Annotated in this window: 15 protein-coding genes and 1 pseudogene; 14 read left to right on the top strand and 2 right to left on the bottom strand. The window is 63.6% G+C overall.

Annotated features, from left to right (window positions below; all coding sequences use genetic code 11):
- Position 1 precedes the first annotated feature (1 nt).
- Together cobN and cobO are read left to right on the top strand one after the other, a co-directional pair.
- Positions 2 to 4,166, top strand: a pseudogene (gene cobN, locus RCCGE510_RS10235) (cobaltochelatase subunit CobN).
- Positions 4,167 to 4,170: 4 nt separating this feature from the next.
- A complete protein-coding gene (gene cobO, locus RCCGE510_RS10230) occupies positions 4,171 to 4,821 on the top strand; it encodes a cob(I)yrinic acid a,c-diamide adenosyltransferase (RefSeq protein WP_007629630.1) in 651 nt (216 codons plus the stop codon).
- A 37-nt stretch (positions 4,822 to 4,858) separates the two neighbouring features.
- On the opposite strand, the gene RCCGE510_RS10225 is transcribed toward cobO, so the two are convergent.
- Positions 4,859 to 5,644 carry a TSUP family transporter gene (locus RCCGE510_RS10225; RefSeq protein ID WP_007629628.1) on the bottom strand — a complete coding sequence of 262 codons (786 nt, stop codon included), beginning with the start codon at positions 5,642 to 5,644 and terminating at the stop codon, positions 4,859 to 4,861.
- A 98-nt stretch (positions 5,645 to 5,742) separates the two neighbouring features.
- Between RCCGE510_RS10225 and RCCGE510_RS10220 the strand changes: the two genes are divergently transcribed.
- The 8 genes from RCCGE510_RS10220 to RCCGE510_RS10185 all read left to right on the top strand — a co-directional run bounded on the left by RCCGE510_RS10220 (position 5,743) and on the right by RCCGE510_RS10185 (position 12,628).
- The gene (locus RCCGE510_RS10220) at positions 5,743 to 6,162 is read left to right on the top strand and encodes a cobalamin biosynthesis protein (protein ID WP_007629627.1); all 420 of its coding nucleotides are present in this window, start codon (positions 5,743 to 5,745) and stop codon (positions 6,160 to 6,162) included.
- Between the two features lie 70 nt (positions 6,163 to 6,232).
- Positions 6,233 to 7,183 (top strand): nucleoside hydrolase, encoded by a 951-nt coding sequence (locus RCCGE510_RS10215; protein WP_007629626.1) that lies wholly within the window; start codon positions 6,233 to 6,235, stop codon positions 7,181 to 7,183.
- Between the two features lie 233 nt (positions 7,184 to 7,416).
- Positions 7,417 to 8,256: a uroporphyrinogen-III C-methyltransferase gene (cobA, locus tag RCCGE510_RS10210; RefSeq protein ID WP_007629625.1), complete on the top strand. Its 840-nt coding sequence runs from the start codon at positions 7,417 to 7,419 to the stop codon at positions 8,254 to 8,256.
- Positions 8,253 to 9,560 carry a cobyrinate a,c-diamide synthase gene (locus tag RCCGE510_RS10205; RefSeq protein WP_007629624.1) on the top strand — a complete coding sequence of 436 codons (1,308 nt, stop codon included), beginning with the start codon at positions 8,253 to 8,255 and terminating at the stop codon, positions 9,558 to 9,560. Before cobA ends, RCCGE510_RS10205 begins: the two co-directional genes overlap by 4 nt.
- Positions 9,557 to 10,600 carry a threonine-phosphate decarboxylase CobD gene (gene cobD, locus RCCGE510_RS10200; protein ID WP_007629619.1) on the top strand — a complete coding sequence of 348 codons (1,044 nt, stop codon included), beginning with the start codon at positions 9,557 to 9,559 and terminating at the stop codon, positions 10,598 to 10,600. The genes RCCGE510_RS10205 and cobD overlap by 4 nt, the downstream gene beginning before the upstream one ends.
- On the top strand, positions 10,597 to 11,577 hold the full coding sequence (cbiB, locus tag RCCGE510_RS10195) for an adenosylcobinamide-phosphate synthase CbiB (RefSeq protein ID WP_007629617.1): 981 nt from the start codon (positions 10,597 to 10,599) through the stop codon (positions 11,575 to 11,577). The genes cobD and cbiB overlap by 4 nt, the downstream gene beginning before the upstream one ends.
- 273 nt (positions 11,578 to 11,850) lie before the next feature.
- Positions 11,851 to 12,051, top strand: a complete 201-nt coding sequence (locus tag RCCGE510_RS10190; protein ID WP_037078238.1) for a hypothetical protein — start codon at positions 11,851 to 11,853, stop codon at positions 12,049 to 12,051.
- A gap of 148 nt (positions 12,052 to 12,199) precedes the next feature.
- Positions 12,200 to 12,628: a L,D-transpeptidase gene (locus RCCGE510_RS10185; protein WP_007629613.1), complete on the top strand. Its 429-nt coding sequence runs from the start codon at positions 12,200 to 12,202 to the stop codon at positions 12,626 to 12,628.
- Here RCCGE510_RS10185 and RCCGE510_RS10180 read toward each other — a convergent pair.
- Positions 12,618 to 13,340, bottom strand: a complete 723-nt coding sequence (locus RCCGE510_RS10180) for a Crp/Fnr family transcriptional regulator (RefSeq protein WP_007629611.1) — start codon at positions 13,338 to 13,340, stop codon at positions 12,618 to 12,620. The two genes, RCCGE510_RS10185 and RCCGE510_RS10180, sit on opposite strands and share 11 nt — an antisense overlap.
- Positions 13,341 to 13,754: 414 nt before the next feature.
- On the opposite strand from RCCGE510_RS10180, the gene RCCGE510_RS10175 reads away from it, so the two are divergent.
- The 4 genes from RCCGE510_RS10175 (at position 13,755) to RCCGE510_RS10160 (ending at position 17,215) form a co-directional block, all read left to right on the top strand.
- Entirely contained in the window at positions 13,755 to 14,033 is a 279-nt protein-coding gene (locus RCCGE510_RS10175) for an acyl carrier protein (protein WP_003540486.1), read from the top strand.
- Positions 14,034 to 14,231: 198 nt separating this feature from the next.
- The gene (locus tag RCCGE510_RS10170) at positions 14,232 to 14,714 is read left to right on the top strand and encodes a 3-hydroxyacyl-ACP dehydratase FabZ family protein (protein ID WP_007629600.1); all 483 of its coding nucleotides are present in this window, start codon (positions 14,232 to 14,234) and stop codon (positions 14,712 to 14,714) included.
- A complete protein-coding gene (locus tag RCCGE510_RS10165) occupies positions 14,711 to 15,916 on the top strand; it encodes a beta-ketoacyl-ACP synthase (RefSeq protein ID WP_007629598.1) in 1,206 nt (401 codons plus the stop codon). The genes RCCGE510_RS10170 and RCCGE510_RS10165 overlap by 4 nt, the downstream gene beginning before the upstream one ends.
- Before the next feature lie 12 nt (positions 15,917 to 15,928).
- Positions 15,929 to 17,215, top strand: coding sequence for a beta-ketoacyl-ACP synthase (locus RCCGE510_RS10160; protein ID WP_007629596.1), 1,287 nt, complete (start codon positions 15,929 to 15,931; stop codon positions 17,213 to 17,215).
- Positions 17,216 to 17,323: the final 108 nt, after the last annotated feature.

Below are 17,323 nucleotides of genomic sequence, written 5' to 3'. Positions count from 1 at the left end.
GATGCATCTGCTTCTGGCCCAACAGGGAACGATCAGCGACGGCGAAGAGGCAATCGACCTCGGACAGACGCCGGGCGATATCTTGTTCCTGTCGGCCGCCGACAGTGAGCTTGCCGCGATCGCAGCCGCCCATCGTGAACACGGGGCGGCGAATTCGCTGAGGCTTGCCAGTCTGATGAGCCTCAAGCACCCGATGTCGGTCGATACCTATGTCGAGCGCACCGCACGGCATGCCAGGCTGATCATCGTGCGCGCGCTCGGCGGCGCCAGCTATTTCCACTATGCGCTGGAGGCGCTGCATGCAGCAGCGTCCCGCGTCGGTGCGCTGATTGCGGTCTTGCCGGGCGATGCCAGGCCGGATGCGGGGCTCGTTGCTTTTTCCAATGTTTCCCTCGACGATTTGAACGCGCTCTGGGCCTATCTGATCGAGGGTGGCGATGCCAATGCGCGGGCCTTTCTCGATTATGCCGGGGCGATGCTGTCGGGGACGGAAAAACCGGCGCCGGCTGTGCCTTTGATGAAGGCGGGGATCTGGTGGCCCGGGCGGGGGCTGATCGGGGTGGAGGAGTGGCGGCGGGTTGTTTCCGACATGTCTTCTTCGTTCGTGGAGGTTGTGACACCCCCCTCTGTCCTGCCGGACATCTCCCCCACCAAGGGGGGAGATCGGCAAGTCGCTAGGGCTTCCCAAAGAAGAACCGCTTGCGGATGCTGCAGCCTCGGCTGAAGAGATCGAACGCGACCTATCATCCCTGATCTCCCCCCGTGTGGGGAAGATGTCCGGCAGGACAGAGGGGGGTATTCCCAACTCGGTGGCAGACGCAGGATCGCAACCCATCGTCGCCATCAGCTTCTACCGCGCCCTCGTCCAGAGCGGCGAGACCGCCCCGATCGAGGCGTTGGTCGAAGCGCTGACGGCGCTCGGCCTCCAGCCATTGCCGGTTTTTGCCTATAGCCTCAAGGATCCCGTCTCGACCGGCATTCTCCAAAGCGTGTTTGCGGCACTGAGACCCGATGTCGTGATCAACACGACCGGCTTTGCCGTCTCGGCGCCGGGTGCGAACCGGCAGCCGACGGTGTTGGAGGCGAATGGGGCGGTGGTGCTGCAGGCGATCCTGTCTGCCTCATCGCGGGAGGCTTGGGCCGCTTCCGCGCAAGGCTTGTCGGCACGCGATCTCGGCATGAACGTCGCGCTTCCTGAAGTCGACGGGCGGGTGCTGGCGCGGGCGATCTCTTTCAAGACGGCAGCGCGCTACGACGCGGCTGTCGAGACCAACATCGTCTCCAGCGAACCCGATACCGGCCGAGTGCGCTATACGGCGGAGCTTGCCGCCAACTGGGCGCGGCTGCGGAAGACATCGGCCGGCGACCGCCGCATCGCCCTTGTCATGGCGAACTATCCGAACCGCGACGGTCGGCTCGGCAACGGCGTCGGCCTCGATACGCCTGCAGGTACCATCGCGGTGCTTCGCGCCATGGAAGCAGCCGGATATCCAGTCGCCGACATTCCTGCCGACGGAGATGCCCTGATCCGGCATCTGATGGAAGGCCCTACCAATTCCGGCCGCGACGGCAGGGTCATCCGCGAGACGCTTTCCCTGAGTCAGTACAACAGCTTCCTGCAATCTCTTCCCAATAAGATTCAGGATGAGGTGAGGGCTCGCTGGGGCAATCCTAAGGACGATCCGTACTTTTTGATGGACGCCTTTGCTCTGCCTTTTGCACGCTTCGGCGGCATGCTCGTCGGCATCCAGCCGGCGCGCGGCTACAATATCGATCCGAAGGAGAGCTATCATTCGCCGGATCTCGTGCCGCCGCACGGCTATCTCGCCTTCTATGCCCTCCTGCGCCAGGAATTCGGCGCACATGCCGTCATCCACATGGGTAAACACGGCAATCTCGAATGGCTGCCGGGCAAGGCGCTGGCGCTGTCGGAAAGCTGCTATCCCGAGGCGATCCTCGGGCCGCTGCCGCATCTCTATCCCTTCATCGTCAACGATCCGGGCGAGGGCACGCAGGCCAAGCGCCGGACCGCCGCCGTCATCATCGATCACCTGACGCCGCCTTTGACGCGGGCGGAGAGCTATGGGCCGCTCAAGGATCTGGAAGCGCTGGTCGACGAATATTACGAGGCCTCCGGCGGCGATCCTCGCCGCATCCGCCTGCTCAGCCGGCAGATCCTCGATCTGGTCACCGATATCGGCCTCGACCGGGATGCCGGCATAGTCAGCGGTGAAAGTGAAGGCGAGGCGCTGAAGAAGCTCGATGCCTATCTCTGCGACCTCAAGGAAATGCAGATCCGCGACGGGCTGCATATCTTCGGCGTTTCGCCAGAGGGTCGGCTGCTGACGGATCTGACGGTGGCGCTGGCGCGGGTGCCGCGCGGGCTGGGTGAAGGCGGGGATGCGAGTCTGCAGCGGGCGATTGCGGCGGATGCGAGGTTGAACGCCGTGCCTGTGGCACCCCCCTCTGTCCTGCGGGACATCTCCCCCACAAGGGGGGAGATCGGCAAGCGGCTTGGGCTTCCCATAAAAGAGACGTTTGAAGATGCCGCACCTTCGACCGCGGATATAGATCGGGACCTCTCATCCCCGATCTCCCCCCTTGTGGGGGAGATGTCCGGCAGGACAGAGGGGGGTAACTCCACGTTCGATCCTCTCGACTGCGACATGGCCGCCCCTTGGACAGCTCTACGTCCTGCTATCCTCGCAGACCTCCTCGACGCCCCCTGGCGCACCAACGGCGACACCGTCGAGCGCATCGAGCTGCTGGCGGCGAAGTTCGTTTCCGGCCAGATCGCCTGCCCTGAGGGCTGGCTGGCGACACGGGCGGTGCTTTCCGAAATCGAGACCCGGCTCAAGCCCTCGATCCTCGCCTGCGGGCCAGCCGAAATCGCAGGCCTGCTCAACGGCCTCGACGGCCGCTTCGTGGCGCCCGGCCCCTCCGGCGCACCGACGCGCGGGCGGCCCGATGTGCTGCCGACGGGCCGCAATTTCTATTCGGTCGACAGCCGTGCGGTGCCGACGCCGGCCGCCTACGAGCTCGGCAAGAAGTCGGCGGAGCTGCTGGTTCGCCGCTACGCCCAGGATCACGGCGAATGGCCGGTCTCCATGGGGCTGACAGCCTGGGGCACCTCGAACATGCGCACCGGCGGTGACGATATCGCCCAGGCGCTGGCGCTGATCGGCGTCAAGCCGCTCTGGGACATGAGTTCGCGTCGCGTCACCGGCTATGAGATCATCGCGCCGGCGATGCTCGGGCGGCCGCGTGTCGACGTGACGCTCAGAATCTCCGGTTTCTTCCGCGACGCTTTTCCCGAGCAGATCGCGCTGTTCGACAAGGCGGTCCGCGCCGTCGGCGCACTTGAGGAAGACGAGGCCGACAATCCGATCGCGGCCCGTATGCGCGGCGAGGCGGCAAGGCTTGCCGCTGCCGGCCTCGACGAGGTCTCTGCCAGAAGGCGAGCGGGCTACCGGGTGTTCGGCTCGAAGCCCGGCGCCTATGGAGCGGGGCTGCAGGCGCTAATCGACGAAAAAGGCTGGGAGCGGCGCGCCGATCTCGCCGAGGCCTATCTCGTCTGGGGCAGCTATGCCTATGGCGCCGGCGAGGAGGGCAAGGCCGAGCGCGGCCTGTTCGAGGAGCGGCTGCGCTCGGTGCAGGCTGTCGTTCAGAACCAGGACAATCGCGAGCACGACCTGCTCGACAGCGACGATTACTACCAATTCGAGGGCGGCATGGCGGCGGCGGCCGAACAGCTCGCCGGCGCCCGTCCGTCGATCTATCACAACGATCATTCCCGGCCGGAACGGCCAGTAATCCGCTCGCTGGAGGAAGAGATCGGCCGCGTCGTGCGCGGGCGCGTCGTCAATCCGAAATGGATATCGGGCGTCATGCGCCACGGCTACAAGGGTGCGGCCGAGATTGCCGCCACCGTCGACTATCTCTTCGCCTTTTCGGCGACGACGGGCGCGGTCGGCGCCCATCATTTCGAGGCAGTCTATCAGGCCTTCGTCGCCGATCCCACTGTGCGCGATTTCATGGTGGAGAAGAACCCTGCGGCATTCGACGAGATGACGGAGCGGCTGCGCGAAGCGATCGACCGCTGCCTCTGGACGCCACGCAGCAATTCGGCCCGGTTCGACCTGGCCGCCAACAATAGAACAAGGTGAACCGATGAGCGACGAGACCCCGGATAGCGCGATCCCAGAAGGCGAAGCTGGCAAGGACGATGTGCGCCATGCCGAAAAGATGGCGAAGAAGAAGGCCGCGCGCGACAAGATCATGGCGACCAAGACGGATGGCAAGGGGCTGATCATCGTTCATACCGGCAAGGGCAAGGGCAAGTCCTCGTCTGCTTTTGGGATGATCTTCCGCCATATCGCCCACGGCAAGCCGTCAGCCGTCGTGCAGTTCATCAAGGGTGCGATGTGGACCGGCGAGCGCGACCTGATCGAGAAACATTTCTCCGATCTCTGCCAGTTCCACACCATGGGCGAGGGCTTCACCTGGGAAACGCAGGACCGCGCCCGTGACGTCGCAGCCGCCTCGGCCGCCTGGGAAAAGGCCAAGGAACTGATCCGCGACGAGCGTAATTCCATGGTGCTGCTCGACGAGATCAACATCGCGCTGCGCTACGATTATCTCGACATCAACGAGGTCGTTGACTTCCTGAAGAACGAGAAGCCGGCCATGACGCATGTCGTGCTGACGGGGCGCAACGCTAAGGAAGAACTGATCGAGATCGCCGATCTGGTGACAGAGATGGAGCTCGTCAAACACCCCTTCCGCTCGGGTATCAAGGGCCAGCCGGGCGTTGAGTTCTGAGGCGTTCGATGACGATGGACGAGATTAGGTTCGGCGGCTAAACGCCGAGCCAGACGCGTAGCGGATTTGCCGGATCGGCGAGCAGCTTGACTGCGAGGGCGACGCAGACGATCACGAGAAGCGGCTTGATAAGCTTTGCGCCGATGCGCATCGCAAGGCGCGAACCGAGTTGCGCGCCGAGGAACTGGCACACACCCATCAACAGGCCGATCTTCCAGAGGATCGCGCCGAAACTTGCGAAGACGATCAGCGCGCCGAAATTCGAGCCGAGATTGAGAAGCTTGGTGTGGGCGGTTGCCTTCAGCACGCCGAAGCCGGCGAGCGTGACGAAGGCGAGCATGAAGAAGGAACCGGTGCCGGGGCCGAAGACCCCGTCATAGAAGCCGATAGCCGGCACCATCGTCAGACCGAAGGCGAAGGGCGTGATGCGGCGATGGGTGTCGACGTCGTTGAGGTTCGGCTTGACGGCAAAGAAGATCGCGATCGACAGCAGCAGCACCGGCATGATCGCCTGCAGCACCTGTCCGGGCACGATCGTGGCAAGGGCAGCGCCGAGCGCTCCGCCCATGACCGCCATCAGCGCCATCGGCAGCTGTTCGTCAAGCTGCACATGGCCCTTGCGGGCATAGGCGAGCGTTGCCGAGGTGGCGCCGAAGATTGATTGCACCTTGTTGGTGCCGAGTGTCTGCAGCGGCGGAATGCCGGCGATCAGCATGGCAGGAACGGTGATGAGGCCGCCGCCGCCGGCAATCGAATCGACGAAACCGGCAAAGAAGGCCGCCGCGCAGAGCAGCAGAAGCAGATGAAGAGCGATGTCAGGCAAGATGATATTCCGGAAGAGCTTTCGGGTGGCTTTGTTGCATTTCCCATCCCAAGCTGCAATGGCTGCAAGAACACAGCAGGGTACGTTCAGCAGCTTCGATGAGTGACATTCCCTTCGATACGGTCAGGCGCCACGTGCTCGGGCTCGGCTGCGAGCGCGGGACGGCGCCGGCCGAAGTGCTGGCACTGGCCATCGCCGCGCTTGAGGCGGCCGGTATCGGCAAGGCGGATCTCGCGGCTATCGCTTCCATCGACAGCCGCAGTCAGGAGCCGGCGATCCTTACCGTCGCCAGGCATTTTGCCGTGCCGGCCGTCTTCTTCGATGCGCTGCGGCTGGAAGAGGAAACGCCGCGGCTCAAAAATCCCTCTGCCGTCGTCTTTGCTCGCGTCGGCTGCCATGGCGTGGCGGAATCCGCGGCGCTTGCGGCCGTTGGCCCGGATGCGGAACTGCTGCTCGGCAAGATCAAATCCGCCCATGCGACAGCGGCGATTGCCGGCATCGGGTTGCAGAAAGCCTGACGGGCGTTATGGTGGGCCACACGTCGCGACGCCGTCCGGCAGCTCCGCGATCCACATCTAGAGGATATCAATGCACAAGGTCATTTATGACACGGATCCGGGCGTCGATGACGCCATGGCGCTTCTTTTCCTGCACCGCCATCCCGAAATCGATCTGATCGGCATCACCACGGTTTTTGGCAACGCCTCGGTCGAGACGACGACACGCAATGCGCTCTTCCTCAAGCGCGATTGGAATATTCCCGCACCCGTTGCCAAGGGCGCCAGCGTCACCATCGACCCCTCGCGCGCCGAGCGGCCGTGGCCGGCCATGGTGCATGGCGACAATGGCCTCGGCGATATCGACGTGCCGGAGACGATCGACCTGCCGCTCGATCCGCGCCCGGCGCATCGCTTCATCATCGACACCGTGCGCGCCCATCCGGGCGAGGTGCGCCTCGTCGCCGTCGGGCGGATGACCAACCTGGCCCTGGCGCTGAAGGAAGACCCCGAGATCGCAACGCTGGTCAAGGATGTCGTCATCATGGGCGGCAATTTCTATGTACCGGGCAATGTCTCGCCGGTCGCCGAGGCCAATATCCATGGTGATCCCGAAGCTGCTGATATCGTCATGACCGCGCCCTGGAAGGTGGCAGTCATCGGCCTTGACGTCACCGCGGTCACCACGATGAGCCGCAGCTATCTCGGCGAGATGGCGGCCAAGGGCGACAAGGCGGTCAAACAGCTCAATGAACTCTCGCAGTCCTACATCGATTTCTACAAGCATGCGGTCGAGGACGGCATGATGGTGCATGACAGCTGCGCCTCAGTCTATGTCGTGGCGCCCGAACTGTTCTCGTCGATATCGGGTGCGGTGCGTGTCGTCTGTGGCGGCATTGCCGACGGCCAGACCATCGTCAAGTCGGACGGTCGCCGTTTCCCGCCGGGCGACTGGGATGGCCTGCCGAGCCAGATCGTCTGCACCGGCATCGAATCGAAAAAGGTTATCGATCTCATCCGCGATACGCTGCTCACGGCCTGACCGATTGGACGGCTGGCCGCTTCGCGGCCGGCCTTTGCGACTATATGATAACGTATTCATATTGTTATTCAGTTTTTCCGAGAGTTTGATTCAGCTTCCTCACAAAGTGAGTCATGGTCATCTCGGCAACTTCAGGTGAGGCGGGGCGCCCGGCGGATCTAAATCAAACAGGTGAGCATAATGTCGTCCGAAAACCGCTTACACTTTTCGGCATCATGCTCTAGATCAGCAAGATGATCGATGCCGCATTCTCCCATCTTCCGGCGCTGGAGCCGGGCAGCGTCTGGCTGGTCGGCGCCGGTCCCGGCGATCCCGGGCTGTTGACGCTGCTTGCCGCAAAAGGGCTTTCCGAGGCCGACGTCATCGTGCACGACGCGCTGGTCAACCAAGAATGTCTGGCGTTGGCACGGCCGGATGCGGTGGTGGAATATGCCGGGAAACGCGGCGGCAAGCCTTCGGCCAAACAGCGCGACATCTCGCTGCGGCTGGTGGAACTGGCGCGCGCCGGCAAGCGGGTGCTGCGGCTGAAGGGCGGCGATCCCTTCGTCTTCGGCCGTGGCGGCGAAGAGGCGCTGACGCTGGTCGAGCACAACATCCCCTTTCGCATCGTGCCCGGCATCACCGCCGGCATCGGCGGGCTTGCCTATGCCGGCATCCCGGTGACGCATCGCGACATCAACCACGCCGTGACCTTCCTCACCGGCCATGATTCCTCCGGCATCGTGCCCGACAGGATCAACTGGGAGGCGATCGGCCGGGGCTCTCCCGTGATCGTCATGTATATGGCGATGAAACACATCGCCGAGATCAGCGCCCGATTGATCGCCGCCGGCCGGAAGCCTACCGAACCTGTCGCCTTCGTCTGCAACGCCACCACCGGCCAGCAGCAGGTGTTGGAAACCACGCTGGCCGATGCGCCCGCGGCCATCGCCACTGCCAAGCTCGAACCGCCGGCGGTGGTCGTCGTCGGCGAGGTGGTGCGGCTCAGGGCCTCGCTCGACTGGCTCGGCGCGCTCGCCGGACGGCGGCTGCAACCCGATCCGTTCCGCCGGTCCGGCGAGGTGTTCATATGAGCGGCCTCCTGATCGCAGCGCCGTCCTCCGGCGCCGGCAAGACGACGGTGACGCTCGGATTGCTCAGGGCGCTGCGCCGGCGCGGCATCGCAGTGGCGCCCGGCAAGGCCGGCCCTGATTACATCGATCCCGCCTTCCATGCCGCCGCAAGTGGCACGCCCTGCCTGAATTTCGATCCCTGGGCGATGCGCCCGGAGCTGATCTCGGCCAATTCAGCCCTTCACCGCTCCGGCGACCGCATCCTCGTCGTCGAGGCGATGATGGGGCTTTTCGACGGGGCTGCCGACGGAAGGGGAACGGCGGCCGATCTTGCCGCCCAGCTCGGCCTTTCCGTGGTGCTGGTTGTCGACGCCTCGCGCATGTCGCAATCGGTGGCGCCGCTGGTATCAGGCTTTGCTGGCTTCCGCGCCGATGTCCGCGTTGCCGGCGTCATCCTCAACAAGGTCGGCAGCGAGCGGCATGAGGCGATGCTGCGCCAGGCGCTCGAAGCGATCCGCATGCCTGTTATCGCCGTGATTGGCAGCGACAAGGCGCTTGCCTTACCGGAGCGCCATCTCGGTCTCGTCCAGGCCGGCGAACACGCAAGGCTCGACAATTTCATCGACCAAGCGGCGGATGCCGTGTCCGAGGAATGCAATTTCGAATTCCTGCTGCGCATTGCAAAGCAGGGGCTCAACCGGCCGTCTGCCGCCAATATCGATCGGCTGATGCCGATCGGCGCCCGTATCGCCGTGGCGCGCGACGTCGCCTTTGCCTTTTCCTACGAGCATATGCTGCTCGGCTGGCGCCGCCGCGGGGCTGATATTTCGTTCTTCTCGCCGCTCGCCGACGAGGCGCCGGCCGGTGACGCCGATGCAATTTATTTGCCCGGAGGCTATCCCGAGCTGCATGCCGGGCGGCTTTCGGAGGCGCAGAATTTTCGCGCCGGCATGCTCGATGCAGCGGCGCGCGGCATCAGGATCTATGGCGAGTGCGGCGGCTACATGGTGCTCGGCGATGGGTTGATCGATGCGGGCGGAAAGCGCCACGAAATGCTTGGCCTGCTGCCCGTTGTCACCAGCTATGCCGAACGCCGGCGCCATCTCGGCTATCGCCGTGTAACGCCGCTCGACGGCGCTTTCTTCGCGCGGACGATGACGGCGCATGAATTCCACTATTCCACCGTTGTTTCCGAGGGCGAGGGAAAGCGGCTGTTTGCAGCGCAGGATGCGCTGGGAGCCGATCTCGGTGCTGTCGGACTGAGACGCGGCCAGGTGGCGGGATCCTACATGCACCTGATCGATCTCGGGAGAGCGGCCGCATGAGCGCGCCGATTGCCCATGGCGGCGGCATCACCGCCGCTGCCGCCGCCTTCGGCGGCAGGCCGGAAGATTGGCTCGACCTTTCCACCGGCATCAATCCATGCCCCGTCGCCCTGCCTGACATTCCGCCAAGGGCATGGCACCGACTGCCGGACAGGCATCTCGTCGACGAGGCGAGGTTCGCAGCCCGCGCTCATTACGGCAGTGGAGAGATACTGCCGCTGCCCGTGCCCGGAACGCAATCGGTGATTCAGCTTCTGCCGCGCCTGCTTTGGCAGGAAAGGCAGATCGCCCCGACGGACAACAGGGTTGCCGTGACGGACAACAGGGTTGCCGTGGTGTCGCCGACCTATGGCGAATATGCGCGTGCTTTTACATCGGCCGGTTTTGCCGTCGACGCGGTCGGCGATGTCGCCGCAATCGGGGCGGAGCATCGGCTGGCGGTTGTCGTCAATCCGAACAATCCGGACGGCAGGGTCTGGCCGGTGGAAATGCTGGTTACCCTGCATGACAGAATGATGGCGGCAGGCGGACTTCTCGTCGTCGACGAGGCTTTCGGGGATACCGACCCGGCGCTGAGCCTCGCTACCCGCGCGCAAGAGCTTCCCAATCTGATCATCTTCCGTTCCTTCGGCAAGTTCTTCGGGCTTGCCGGCCTGCGGCTCGGTTTTGCGATTGCGCGCCCTGATATTCTCGAGCGTTTCGAGAACTGGCTCGGCCCCTGGGCAGTCTCAGGCCCGGCGCTGTCGATTGCCGCCTCGCTGCTGCGCTCCGACCTCTCCGCGATCCGCCACTGTCTCGATGAACGCAGTGCCGCCCTGCAGGCGACGTTGGCCTCGGCCGGGTTGCGGATCAGGGGAGGAACGCAGTTGTTCACCCTTGTCGCCGATACCAGGGCGAGCGACATTTACACGTATCTTTGCCGGCATCATATTCTCGTCCGCAAGTTCGATTATGCGCCGGATTGGCTGCGTTTCGGCCTGACGCCGGATCCGGCGGCGGACAGGCGGCTTGGCGAAGCCCTTCAGGGATTTGAGCGATGACGATCGACGAAAACCTCCTCGTGCTGCTTCTGGCGCTGCTGCTCGACCGGATCGCCGGCGATCCGCAATGGCTGTGGTCGCGGGTGCCGCATCCCGTCGTCATCTTCGGCGCGGCGATCTCTTACGCCGACCGGCAGCTCAATCCCTCAAGCCTGACGGGCTCCCAGCGCCGGATGAACGGCGTTGCGGCGATCCTGGCGCTGCTTCTGCTGTCGATCGCCGCAGGCTTCGTGTTCGACCGGTTCTTCGCGCTCTTCGGCCTTCCCGGTCTCGTGCTGGAGGCCGGTCTGGTGGCGATCTTCCTGGCGCAGAAAAGCCTTGCCGATCATGTCGCGGCCGTCGCAACGGCCTTGCGCGGTGAGGGGCTGGCCGGCGGCCGAAACGCTGTCTCCCGCATCGTCGGGCGTGATCCTGAGACTCTCGACGAGCCGGCCGTCTGCCGCGCGGCGATCGAAAGCCTTGCGGAGAATTTCTCCGACGGCGTCGTGGCGCCGGCCCTCTGCTATGCTGTCTTCGGCCTGCCGGGCCTGCTTGCTTACAAGATGCTGAACACGGCGGATTCGATGATCGGCCACAGATCGGAAAAATACATCGATTTCGGCTGGGCCGCGGCCAGGCTCGACGATATCGCCAACTGGCCGGCCGCACGCCTCTCTATCCTGCTGATTGCCGCCGGCGCCTGGATCCGGCGCGGCATGAGCCCCTGCCGCGAGGCGATCCGGGTGGCGATGCGCGACGGCGGCCTGCACCGCTCGCCGAATTCCGGCCGGCCGGAGGCGGCAATGGCCGGTGCCCTCAACGTACAGCTCGCCGGCCCGCGCATCTATGGCGGTGTCATCGTGACCGAACCGATGATCAACAACGCCGGCCGCGACATTGCCACCGCCGGCGACATCGAGGACGGCGTGTCGGTGTTTTATGCCAGCTGTATGGTGCTCACCGGTCTGACATTCGGGTTGTTTTTGTGTTTATTGTAGGCTGTGCCGTGAGGCACCCCCCTCTGTCCTGCCGGACATCTCCCCCACAAGGGGGAGATTGGATGAGCGCAATGGTCTCCCCAAACAACTACCGCGTCGTTATTTCGATACGGCAGAAAGGGACGGATGATCCGGCGTCTTGCCGATCTCCCCACCTGTGGGGGAGATGCCCGGCAGGGCAGAGGGGGGTAACCACCGGCACCCTAGTGGACAGCTCCTCCGCAAACGTTTATGCGAAACGCCTCATACCTCCATCAGACCGGAAGCAGCGCAATGACAGTTCAGGTTGAATTACCGTGCCCGAAGTGCAAGAGCACCAAGATGAAGTTCGAGCGTCCGGAGATCCGCGAGACCGACATCATCACCTGTGCCGCTTGCGGTCATAACCTCGGCACCATGGCCTCTATCCGCGAGAAGATGAACAAGGCCTATCAGCGGCTCGATCCGCCTTCGGCTCCGCGCAAGCTCCAGTGAGGCGAGCCGCTGTCCTGCAGCGGCGCTTCCGGCTTAAACGTGTTAAAATTGTGATTACCATTCGGGTTAAAGCTATCTAATAAGTATTGCCGTAGTCTCTCTGTCGTGAGGGCGCAATTAAACTGCGCGGGTTCGAAGAGGGGTTATCATGAAGACGATTTTGGCGGCCGCCGCCGCAAGTTTATTGCTGCAGTTTTCTCCCATTGCCGCCGAGGCAGCAACGCTGGTCGCCAATGTCAGCATCGGCAAGCAGACGATGACCGTCACCGAGAACGGCTTCATCAAGTATCGTTGGAAGGTTTCGACCGCGCGCAACGGCTATGTCACGCCGACCGGTTCGTGGAGTGCCAAGTGGCTGTCGCGCGATCACCGTTCCCGAAAATACGACAATGCACCGATGCCCTACGCGGTGTTCTTCAACGGCGGTTACGCCGTTCACGCCACCTTCGACCTGAAGCGCCTGGGCCGGCCGGCCTCACATGGCTGCGTCCGCCTGCATCCCGACAACGCGGCCGAGTTCTTCTCGCTGGCGCGCCAAGCCGGCCTTGCCAATACCCGCGTGGTGATTACCCGCTGATTTTCTTTTCCAGCTCATCCATATCGGGGACGACGATATGTCGGAAGTTCTCGATGCGGATAACGCCGCTCTTGCGCAGCCTGGTCATCTGGCGACTGACGGTCTCGATCGTCAGCCCGAGAAAATCGGCGATTTCGGCGCGTGATAGCGGCAGGTCGAAGGCGGTGCTCGTGGCCGATTGCGGTTCGGCGTGCGTGGCGATGAGGTGGAGCAGGCTTGCGACCTTTTCCTCGGCGGTGCGCCGGCCGAGCGTCAGCATCCATTCGCGCGCCGCATCCAGCTCTTTCAGCGCCTGATCGTGCAGGCTGCGCTGCAACTCCGGCGTCTCCGATATCATACGGTCGAGAAGGTTGCGGGGGAAGACGCAGATCTCCGCGTCGGTCGCGGCCTCGGCCGACAGCGTGCTTTCGCGCACGAAGGGTCTGCCGACGAAATCCGGGGCGAATTGCAGGCCGACGATTTGCTGGCGTCCGTCCGGCATTACCTTGCAGAGCTTTACCACTCCGCGCATGATGTTCGAATAGATCGAGTTTTTTGACCCTTGAGCGATGATCTCTGAGCCGGCATCGACCATGCGGCGCAGCGAGTGGCGGCCGAGCTCCCGGAGCTGGCCGCTGGACAGGGCGCCGCAGACGACGCCGTGCCGCGCCTGGCAGGAGCGGCAGGCGACGGGCGTGCCGGCCTCGGGAACCTCACTGCGTGCGACGTCCATGTCCTGATCCCTTCGAAATCCGCGTTTGCCCGCGCGGTATAACCGAGACGGTTACGCCGCAATTGCCGGTTCGGCTATCCCGATTTCTTCCAGCGCGACTTGATGATTATCAATTTTGCCGGGATCGCGATTTGATCCAGATCAAAGTTTCGCTATCCTCGCTCTCATCGGAAGTGCCAGCGCCACGCGCCGATCCGTGGGCCTGATTCGGACAGCTTCTTCACCCCGCTCCGGCCGACAGGGCTTTCTGCAGCGGCATCACCTCCCGCCTCGGGTGACAGCAAAGGCCTGCTTCCATTGCTGTTTAGGCAACACCCAGTCGGCAAATTGCCGCCACGCCGGGATGAAAGCATTGGCTTTTGAAATGGATTTGCCTATGAGGGGTTTAAATCGTCATTTCATGAGGTACAGCGCGTGACCGCTACATTCGATAAAGTTGCCGACATTATTGCAGAAACCAGCGAGATCGATCGTGCGACGATCACGCCGGAGAGCCATACGATCGACGACCTCGGTATCGACAGCCTCGATTTCCTCGACATCGTCTTTGCGATCGACAAGGAATTCGGCATCAAGATCCCGCTCGAAAAGTGGACGCAGGAAGTCAATGAGGGCAAGGTTTCCACCGAAGAATATTTCGTGCTGAAGAACCTCTGCGCCAAGATCGATGAGCTCAAAGCCGCCAAGGCCTGAGCGACATATCAATTCTTTTTGACCGCCCTGCCGCCTTGAATATGGCGGCCGGGCGGTTTCGTTCCTAACTAGTGCATGCCGCCCAAAAGTGTGCAGCGGTTTTGGGACAACGGCATGCATAAAAACAAAGATCTGAAGTGCGATGCGCTTCAGGCGTCACCGGCGGGCGGATCTGGCCTGTCGGGCCGGAGGATCCGAATGCTGCTGGAATATTTCCAGATGATTGACCGCGTCGAAGCGGTGGACCTGACGAAGGGCACGCTGAAGGCGCGATCCGTCGTGCCGGCCAAGAGCCCTGTCTTCGAGGGCCATTTTCCCGGTATGCCGCTGGTTCCCGGCGTGCTTCTGATCGAGACCATGGCGCAAGCCTCGGGCATGCTGGTGCTTGCCGTGACCAATTTCACCGCCATGCCCTTTCTGATGACGGTTGACGGGGCCAAGATGCGCACATTCGTCGAACCGGAAGCCGTGCTCGACATCGAGGCGGTGCTCGAGCATGACGGTTCTGGTTTCGCGGTTACCAAGGCTAAAATCACCAGCGCCGGCAAGAAGGTCTGCGATGCGCAGCTGAAGCTTCGCACCATGCCGTTTTCCGAGGTGCCGCTCGGCGATATCGTGAAGAAACGTGCCGGCGAGATCGGGCTTCTCGAAGCGATCGCGGCGCAGGGAGTGATTGGATGAGCAAGGCTGCAAACGACGTCGTCATCTCTGGTATCGGCATCGTCACCTGTCAGGGTGTCGGCAAGGATGCGCATATCGCGCTGCTTTCGGCCGCAAGCGCGCCGAAGGCGACCGTCGAGACTGAGAAGTTCAAGCCTTATCCGGTGCATCCGCTGCCCGAGATCGACTGGTCGCAGCAGATCGCCAAGCGCGGCGATCAGCGCCAGATGGAGAACTGGCAGCGCATCGGCGTCTTCACCGCGGGCTTGGCACTCGATGATGCCGGTTTCAAGGACGATCTCGAGGCCTGCGGCGCGATGGATATGATCGTGGCAGCCGGCGGCGGCGAGCGCGACATCAATGTCGATACGCTGATCGTCGACGAGGCGCTGAAGCGCAACGACCGCGAGCTGCTGCTGAACGAGAAGCTGACGACGGAGCTGCGGCCGACGCTGTTCCTCGCCCAGCTTTCCAACCTGCTCGCCGGCAATATCTCGATCGTGCACAAGGTCACCGGCTCGTCGCGCACCTTCATGGGCGAAGAAGCGGCCGGGATTTCAGCCGTCGAGACCGCCTTCTATCGCATCAAATCGGGCGAATCCTCGCATGCGTTGGTCGGCGGCGCCTTCGCGGCGGAGCGACCGGACATGATCCTGCTCACCGAAGCGATCGGCGCCCATGCCCGCGGCGACTGGGTGCCGCTCTGGTCACGCAGACCGAGCGACGGCGGCGGCATGATCACCGGCTCGGCAGGCGCCTTCCTGGTGCTGGAATCGCGCCAGCATGCGGAAGCGCGCGGCGCTCATATTTATGCCGTCATCGACGCGGTCGAGGGCGATCGCGGCAACCGCAATGCCGGCAATCTCGAGGTCCGGCTGGAGCGGCTTCTGGCGCCGGCCACCGGGCTTGCGGCCGAAAGCACGGTAATTTTTTCCGGCTCGACCGGCATGCACGATCTGGCCGCCCGAGAGCGGGCGGTGCTCGAACATCAATTGCCCGACGTTGCGATCCGCGGCTTTGGTGGCGTCACCGGCCATACGATCGAGACGCAGTTCACGCTGGGTTTGGCGCTTGCGGCGCTTGCCGTCGACGGCAAGGCCAAGGTTCCGCCCTTCGATGCCGCCCACGAGGCGCCGATGCGGGCAGGCGCCACCGCCGCCGTCGTGACCGCGATCGGGCACCAGCGCGGCGAGGGCGTTGCCGTTCTTTCCGCAAATGCGTGAGGAGTGAAAGATATGACAGCTTCCGCTTATAGGGATCACCTCGGCCGTCCGATCGTGGCCGTGACCGGCATGGGCATCATCACCTCGCTCGGTCAGGGCCTCAGCGACAACTGGGCAGCGCTCTCGTCAGGCACGTCGGGCATTCACGAGATCAACCGTTTTCCGACCGAGGGATTGTCGACGCGGATCGCCGGCACCGTCGATTTTATCGGCATTCCGGTTCCGAACGCCGTCGAGCGTTCCTACGCCTTCGCGCGGGAAACGACGATTGAGGCGCTTGCCGATGCCGGCCTTTCCGGCGATTTCAACGGCCCGCTGTTCCTTGCCGCCCCGCCGATCGAACCGGAATGGAGCGCGCGTTTCGAGCTCGCCGACCGTTCGCCGGCCTCCGAGCATCCGGGTGATGCCTACGAACGATTCCTGACGGCGCTGCGCCAGCGCCCGGACCCGGCCTTTCATGAGGCGGCGCTGTTCGGCGCGATTTCCGAGCGCCTTGCCGACCGGTTCGGCACGCGCGGCCTTCCCGTCACGCTGTCGACGGCGTGCGCCTCCGGCGTCACGGCGATCCAGCTCGGCATCGAGGCAATCCGCCAAGGCCGGACGAGCCGAGCGCTGACGGTTGCGACCGACGGCTCTCTCAGCGCCGAGGCGCTGATCCGCTTCTCGCTGCTCTCGGCTCTCTCGACGCAGAACGACCCGCCGACCAAGGCCTCCAAGCCGTTCAGCAAGGATCGCGACGGTTTCGTCATCGCCGAAGGCGCGGCGACACTGGTGCTGGAATCGCTGGAAGCGGCGGTCGCCCGCGGCGCCAAGGTGCTCGGCATCATGAAGGGCGCCGGCGACAAGGCCGACAGCTTTCACCGCACCCGGTCGTCGCCGGATGGCGGCCCGGCGATTGCGACGATCCGCGCGGCCCTTGCCGATGCCGGCATCGATGAGAGCGGCATCGGCTATATCAACGCTCACGGCACTTCGACGCCCGAAAATGACAAGATGGAATATGGCGCGATGTCAGCCGTCTTCGGCGAGCGGATCGTCGGCATTCCTGTTTCGTCGAACAAGTCGATGATCGGCCATACGCTGACGGCGGCCGGCGCCGTCGAGGCGGTGTTCTCGCTGCAGACGATGCTGACCGGCACGTTGCCGCCGACGATCAACTATACCAATCCCGATCCGTCGATCGTTCTCGATGTCGTGCCGAACAAGAAGCGGCAAGCACAGGTTTCAGCCGTGCTTTCCAACTCCTTCGGCTTCGGCGGGCAGAATGCCAGCCTTGTCATGGCGCTCGAACCGGCTTAAGCGGTTCCCGACACATTTTTGAGACGAGATGACGCCTACAGCATCGGCCCGAAAATCGGCCGATTTTCGGAAAGCCTGATGCGTAGATTTAAAGAGTTAGAGCGTCCT

It is taken from the genome of Rhizobium sp. CCGE 510 (assembly GCF_000292525.1).
Classification (GTDB): domain Bacteria; phylum Pseudomonadota; class Alphaproteobacteria; order Rhizobiales; family Rhizobiaceae; genus Rhizobium.
The sequence above is the reverse complement of the archived record's forward strand: the minus strand, read 5'-3'. Positions and strand labels throughout refer to the sequence as shown.

What these genes read in the sequence shown, in the direction of transcription:
- RCCGE510_RS10215 (WP_007629626.1), top strand. Translation starts at nt 6,233, where the DNA reads ATGCACAAGGTCATTTATGACACGGATCCGGGCGTCGATGACGCCATG.
- cobD (WP_007629619.1), top strand. Translation starts at nt 9,557, where the DNA reads ATGAGCGCGCCGATTGCCCATGGCGGCGGCATCACCGCCGCTGCCGCC.
- RCCGE510_RS10170 (WP_007629600.1), top strand. Translation starts at nt 14,232, where the DNA reads ATGCTGCTGGAATATTTCCAGATGATTGACCGCGTCGAAGCGGTGGAC.
- RCCGE510_RS10180 (WP_007629611.1), bottom strand. Translation starts at nt 13,340, where the DNA reads ATGGACGTCGCACGCAGTGAGGTTCCCGAGGCCGGCACGCCCGTCGCC.
- RCCGE510_RS10165 (WP_007629598.1), top strand. Translation starts at nt 14,711, where the DNA reads ATGAGCAAGGCTGCAAACGACGTCGTCATCTCTGGTATCGGCATCGTC.
- cobO (WP_007629630.1), top strand. Translation starts at nt 4,171, where the DNA reads ATGAGCGACGAGACCCCGGATAGCGCGATCCCAGAAGGCGAAGCTGGC.
- RCCGE510_RS10220 (WP_007629627.1), top strand. Translation starts at nt 5,743, where the DNA reads ATGAGTGACATTCCCTTCGATACGGTCAGGCGCCACGTGCTCGGGCTC.
- RCCGE510_RS10205 (WP_007629624.1), top strand. Translation starts at nt 8,253, where the DNA reads ATGAGCGGCCTCCTGATCGCAGCGCCGTCCTCCGGCGCCGGCAAGACG.
- cbiB (WP_007629617.1), top strand. Translation starts at nt 10,597, where the DNA reads ATGACGATCGACGAAAACCTCCTCGTGCTGCTTCTGGCGCTGCTGCTC.
- RCCGE510_RS10160 (WP_007629596.1), top strand. Translation starts at nt 15,929, where the DNA reads ATGACAGCTTCCGCTTATAGGGATCACCTCGGCCGTCCGATCGTGGCC.
- cobA (WP_007629625.1), top strand. Translation starts at nt 7,417, where the DNA reads ATGATCGATGCCGCATTCTCCCATCTTCCGGCGCTGGAGCCGGGCAGC.
- RCCGE510_RS10185 (WP_007629613.1), top strand. Translation starts at nt 12,200, where the DNA reads ATGAAGACGATTTTGGCGGCCGCCGCCGCAAGTTTATTGCTGCAGTTT.
- RCCGE510_RS10190 (WP_037078238.1), top strand. Translation starts at nt 11,851, where the DNA reads ATGACAGTTCAGGTTGAATTACCGTGCCCGAAGTGCAAGAGCACCAAG.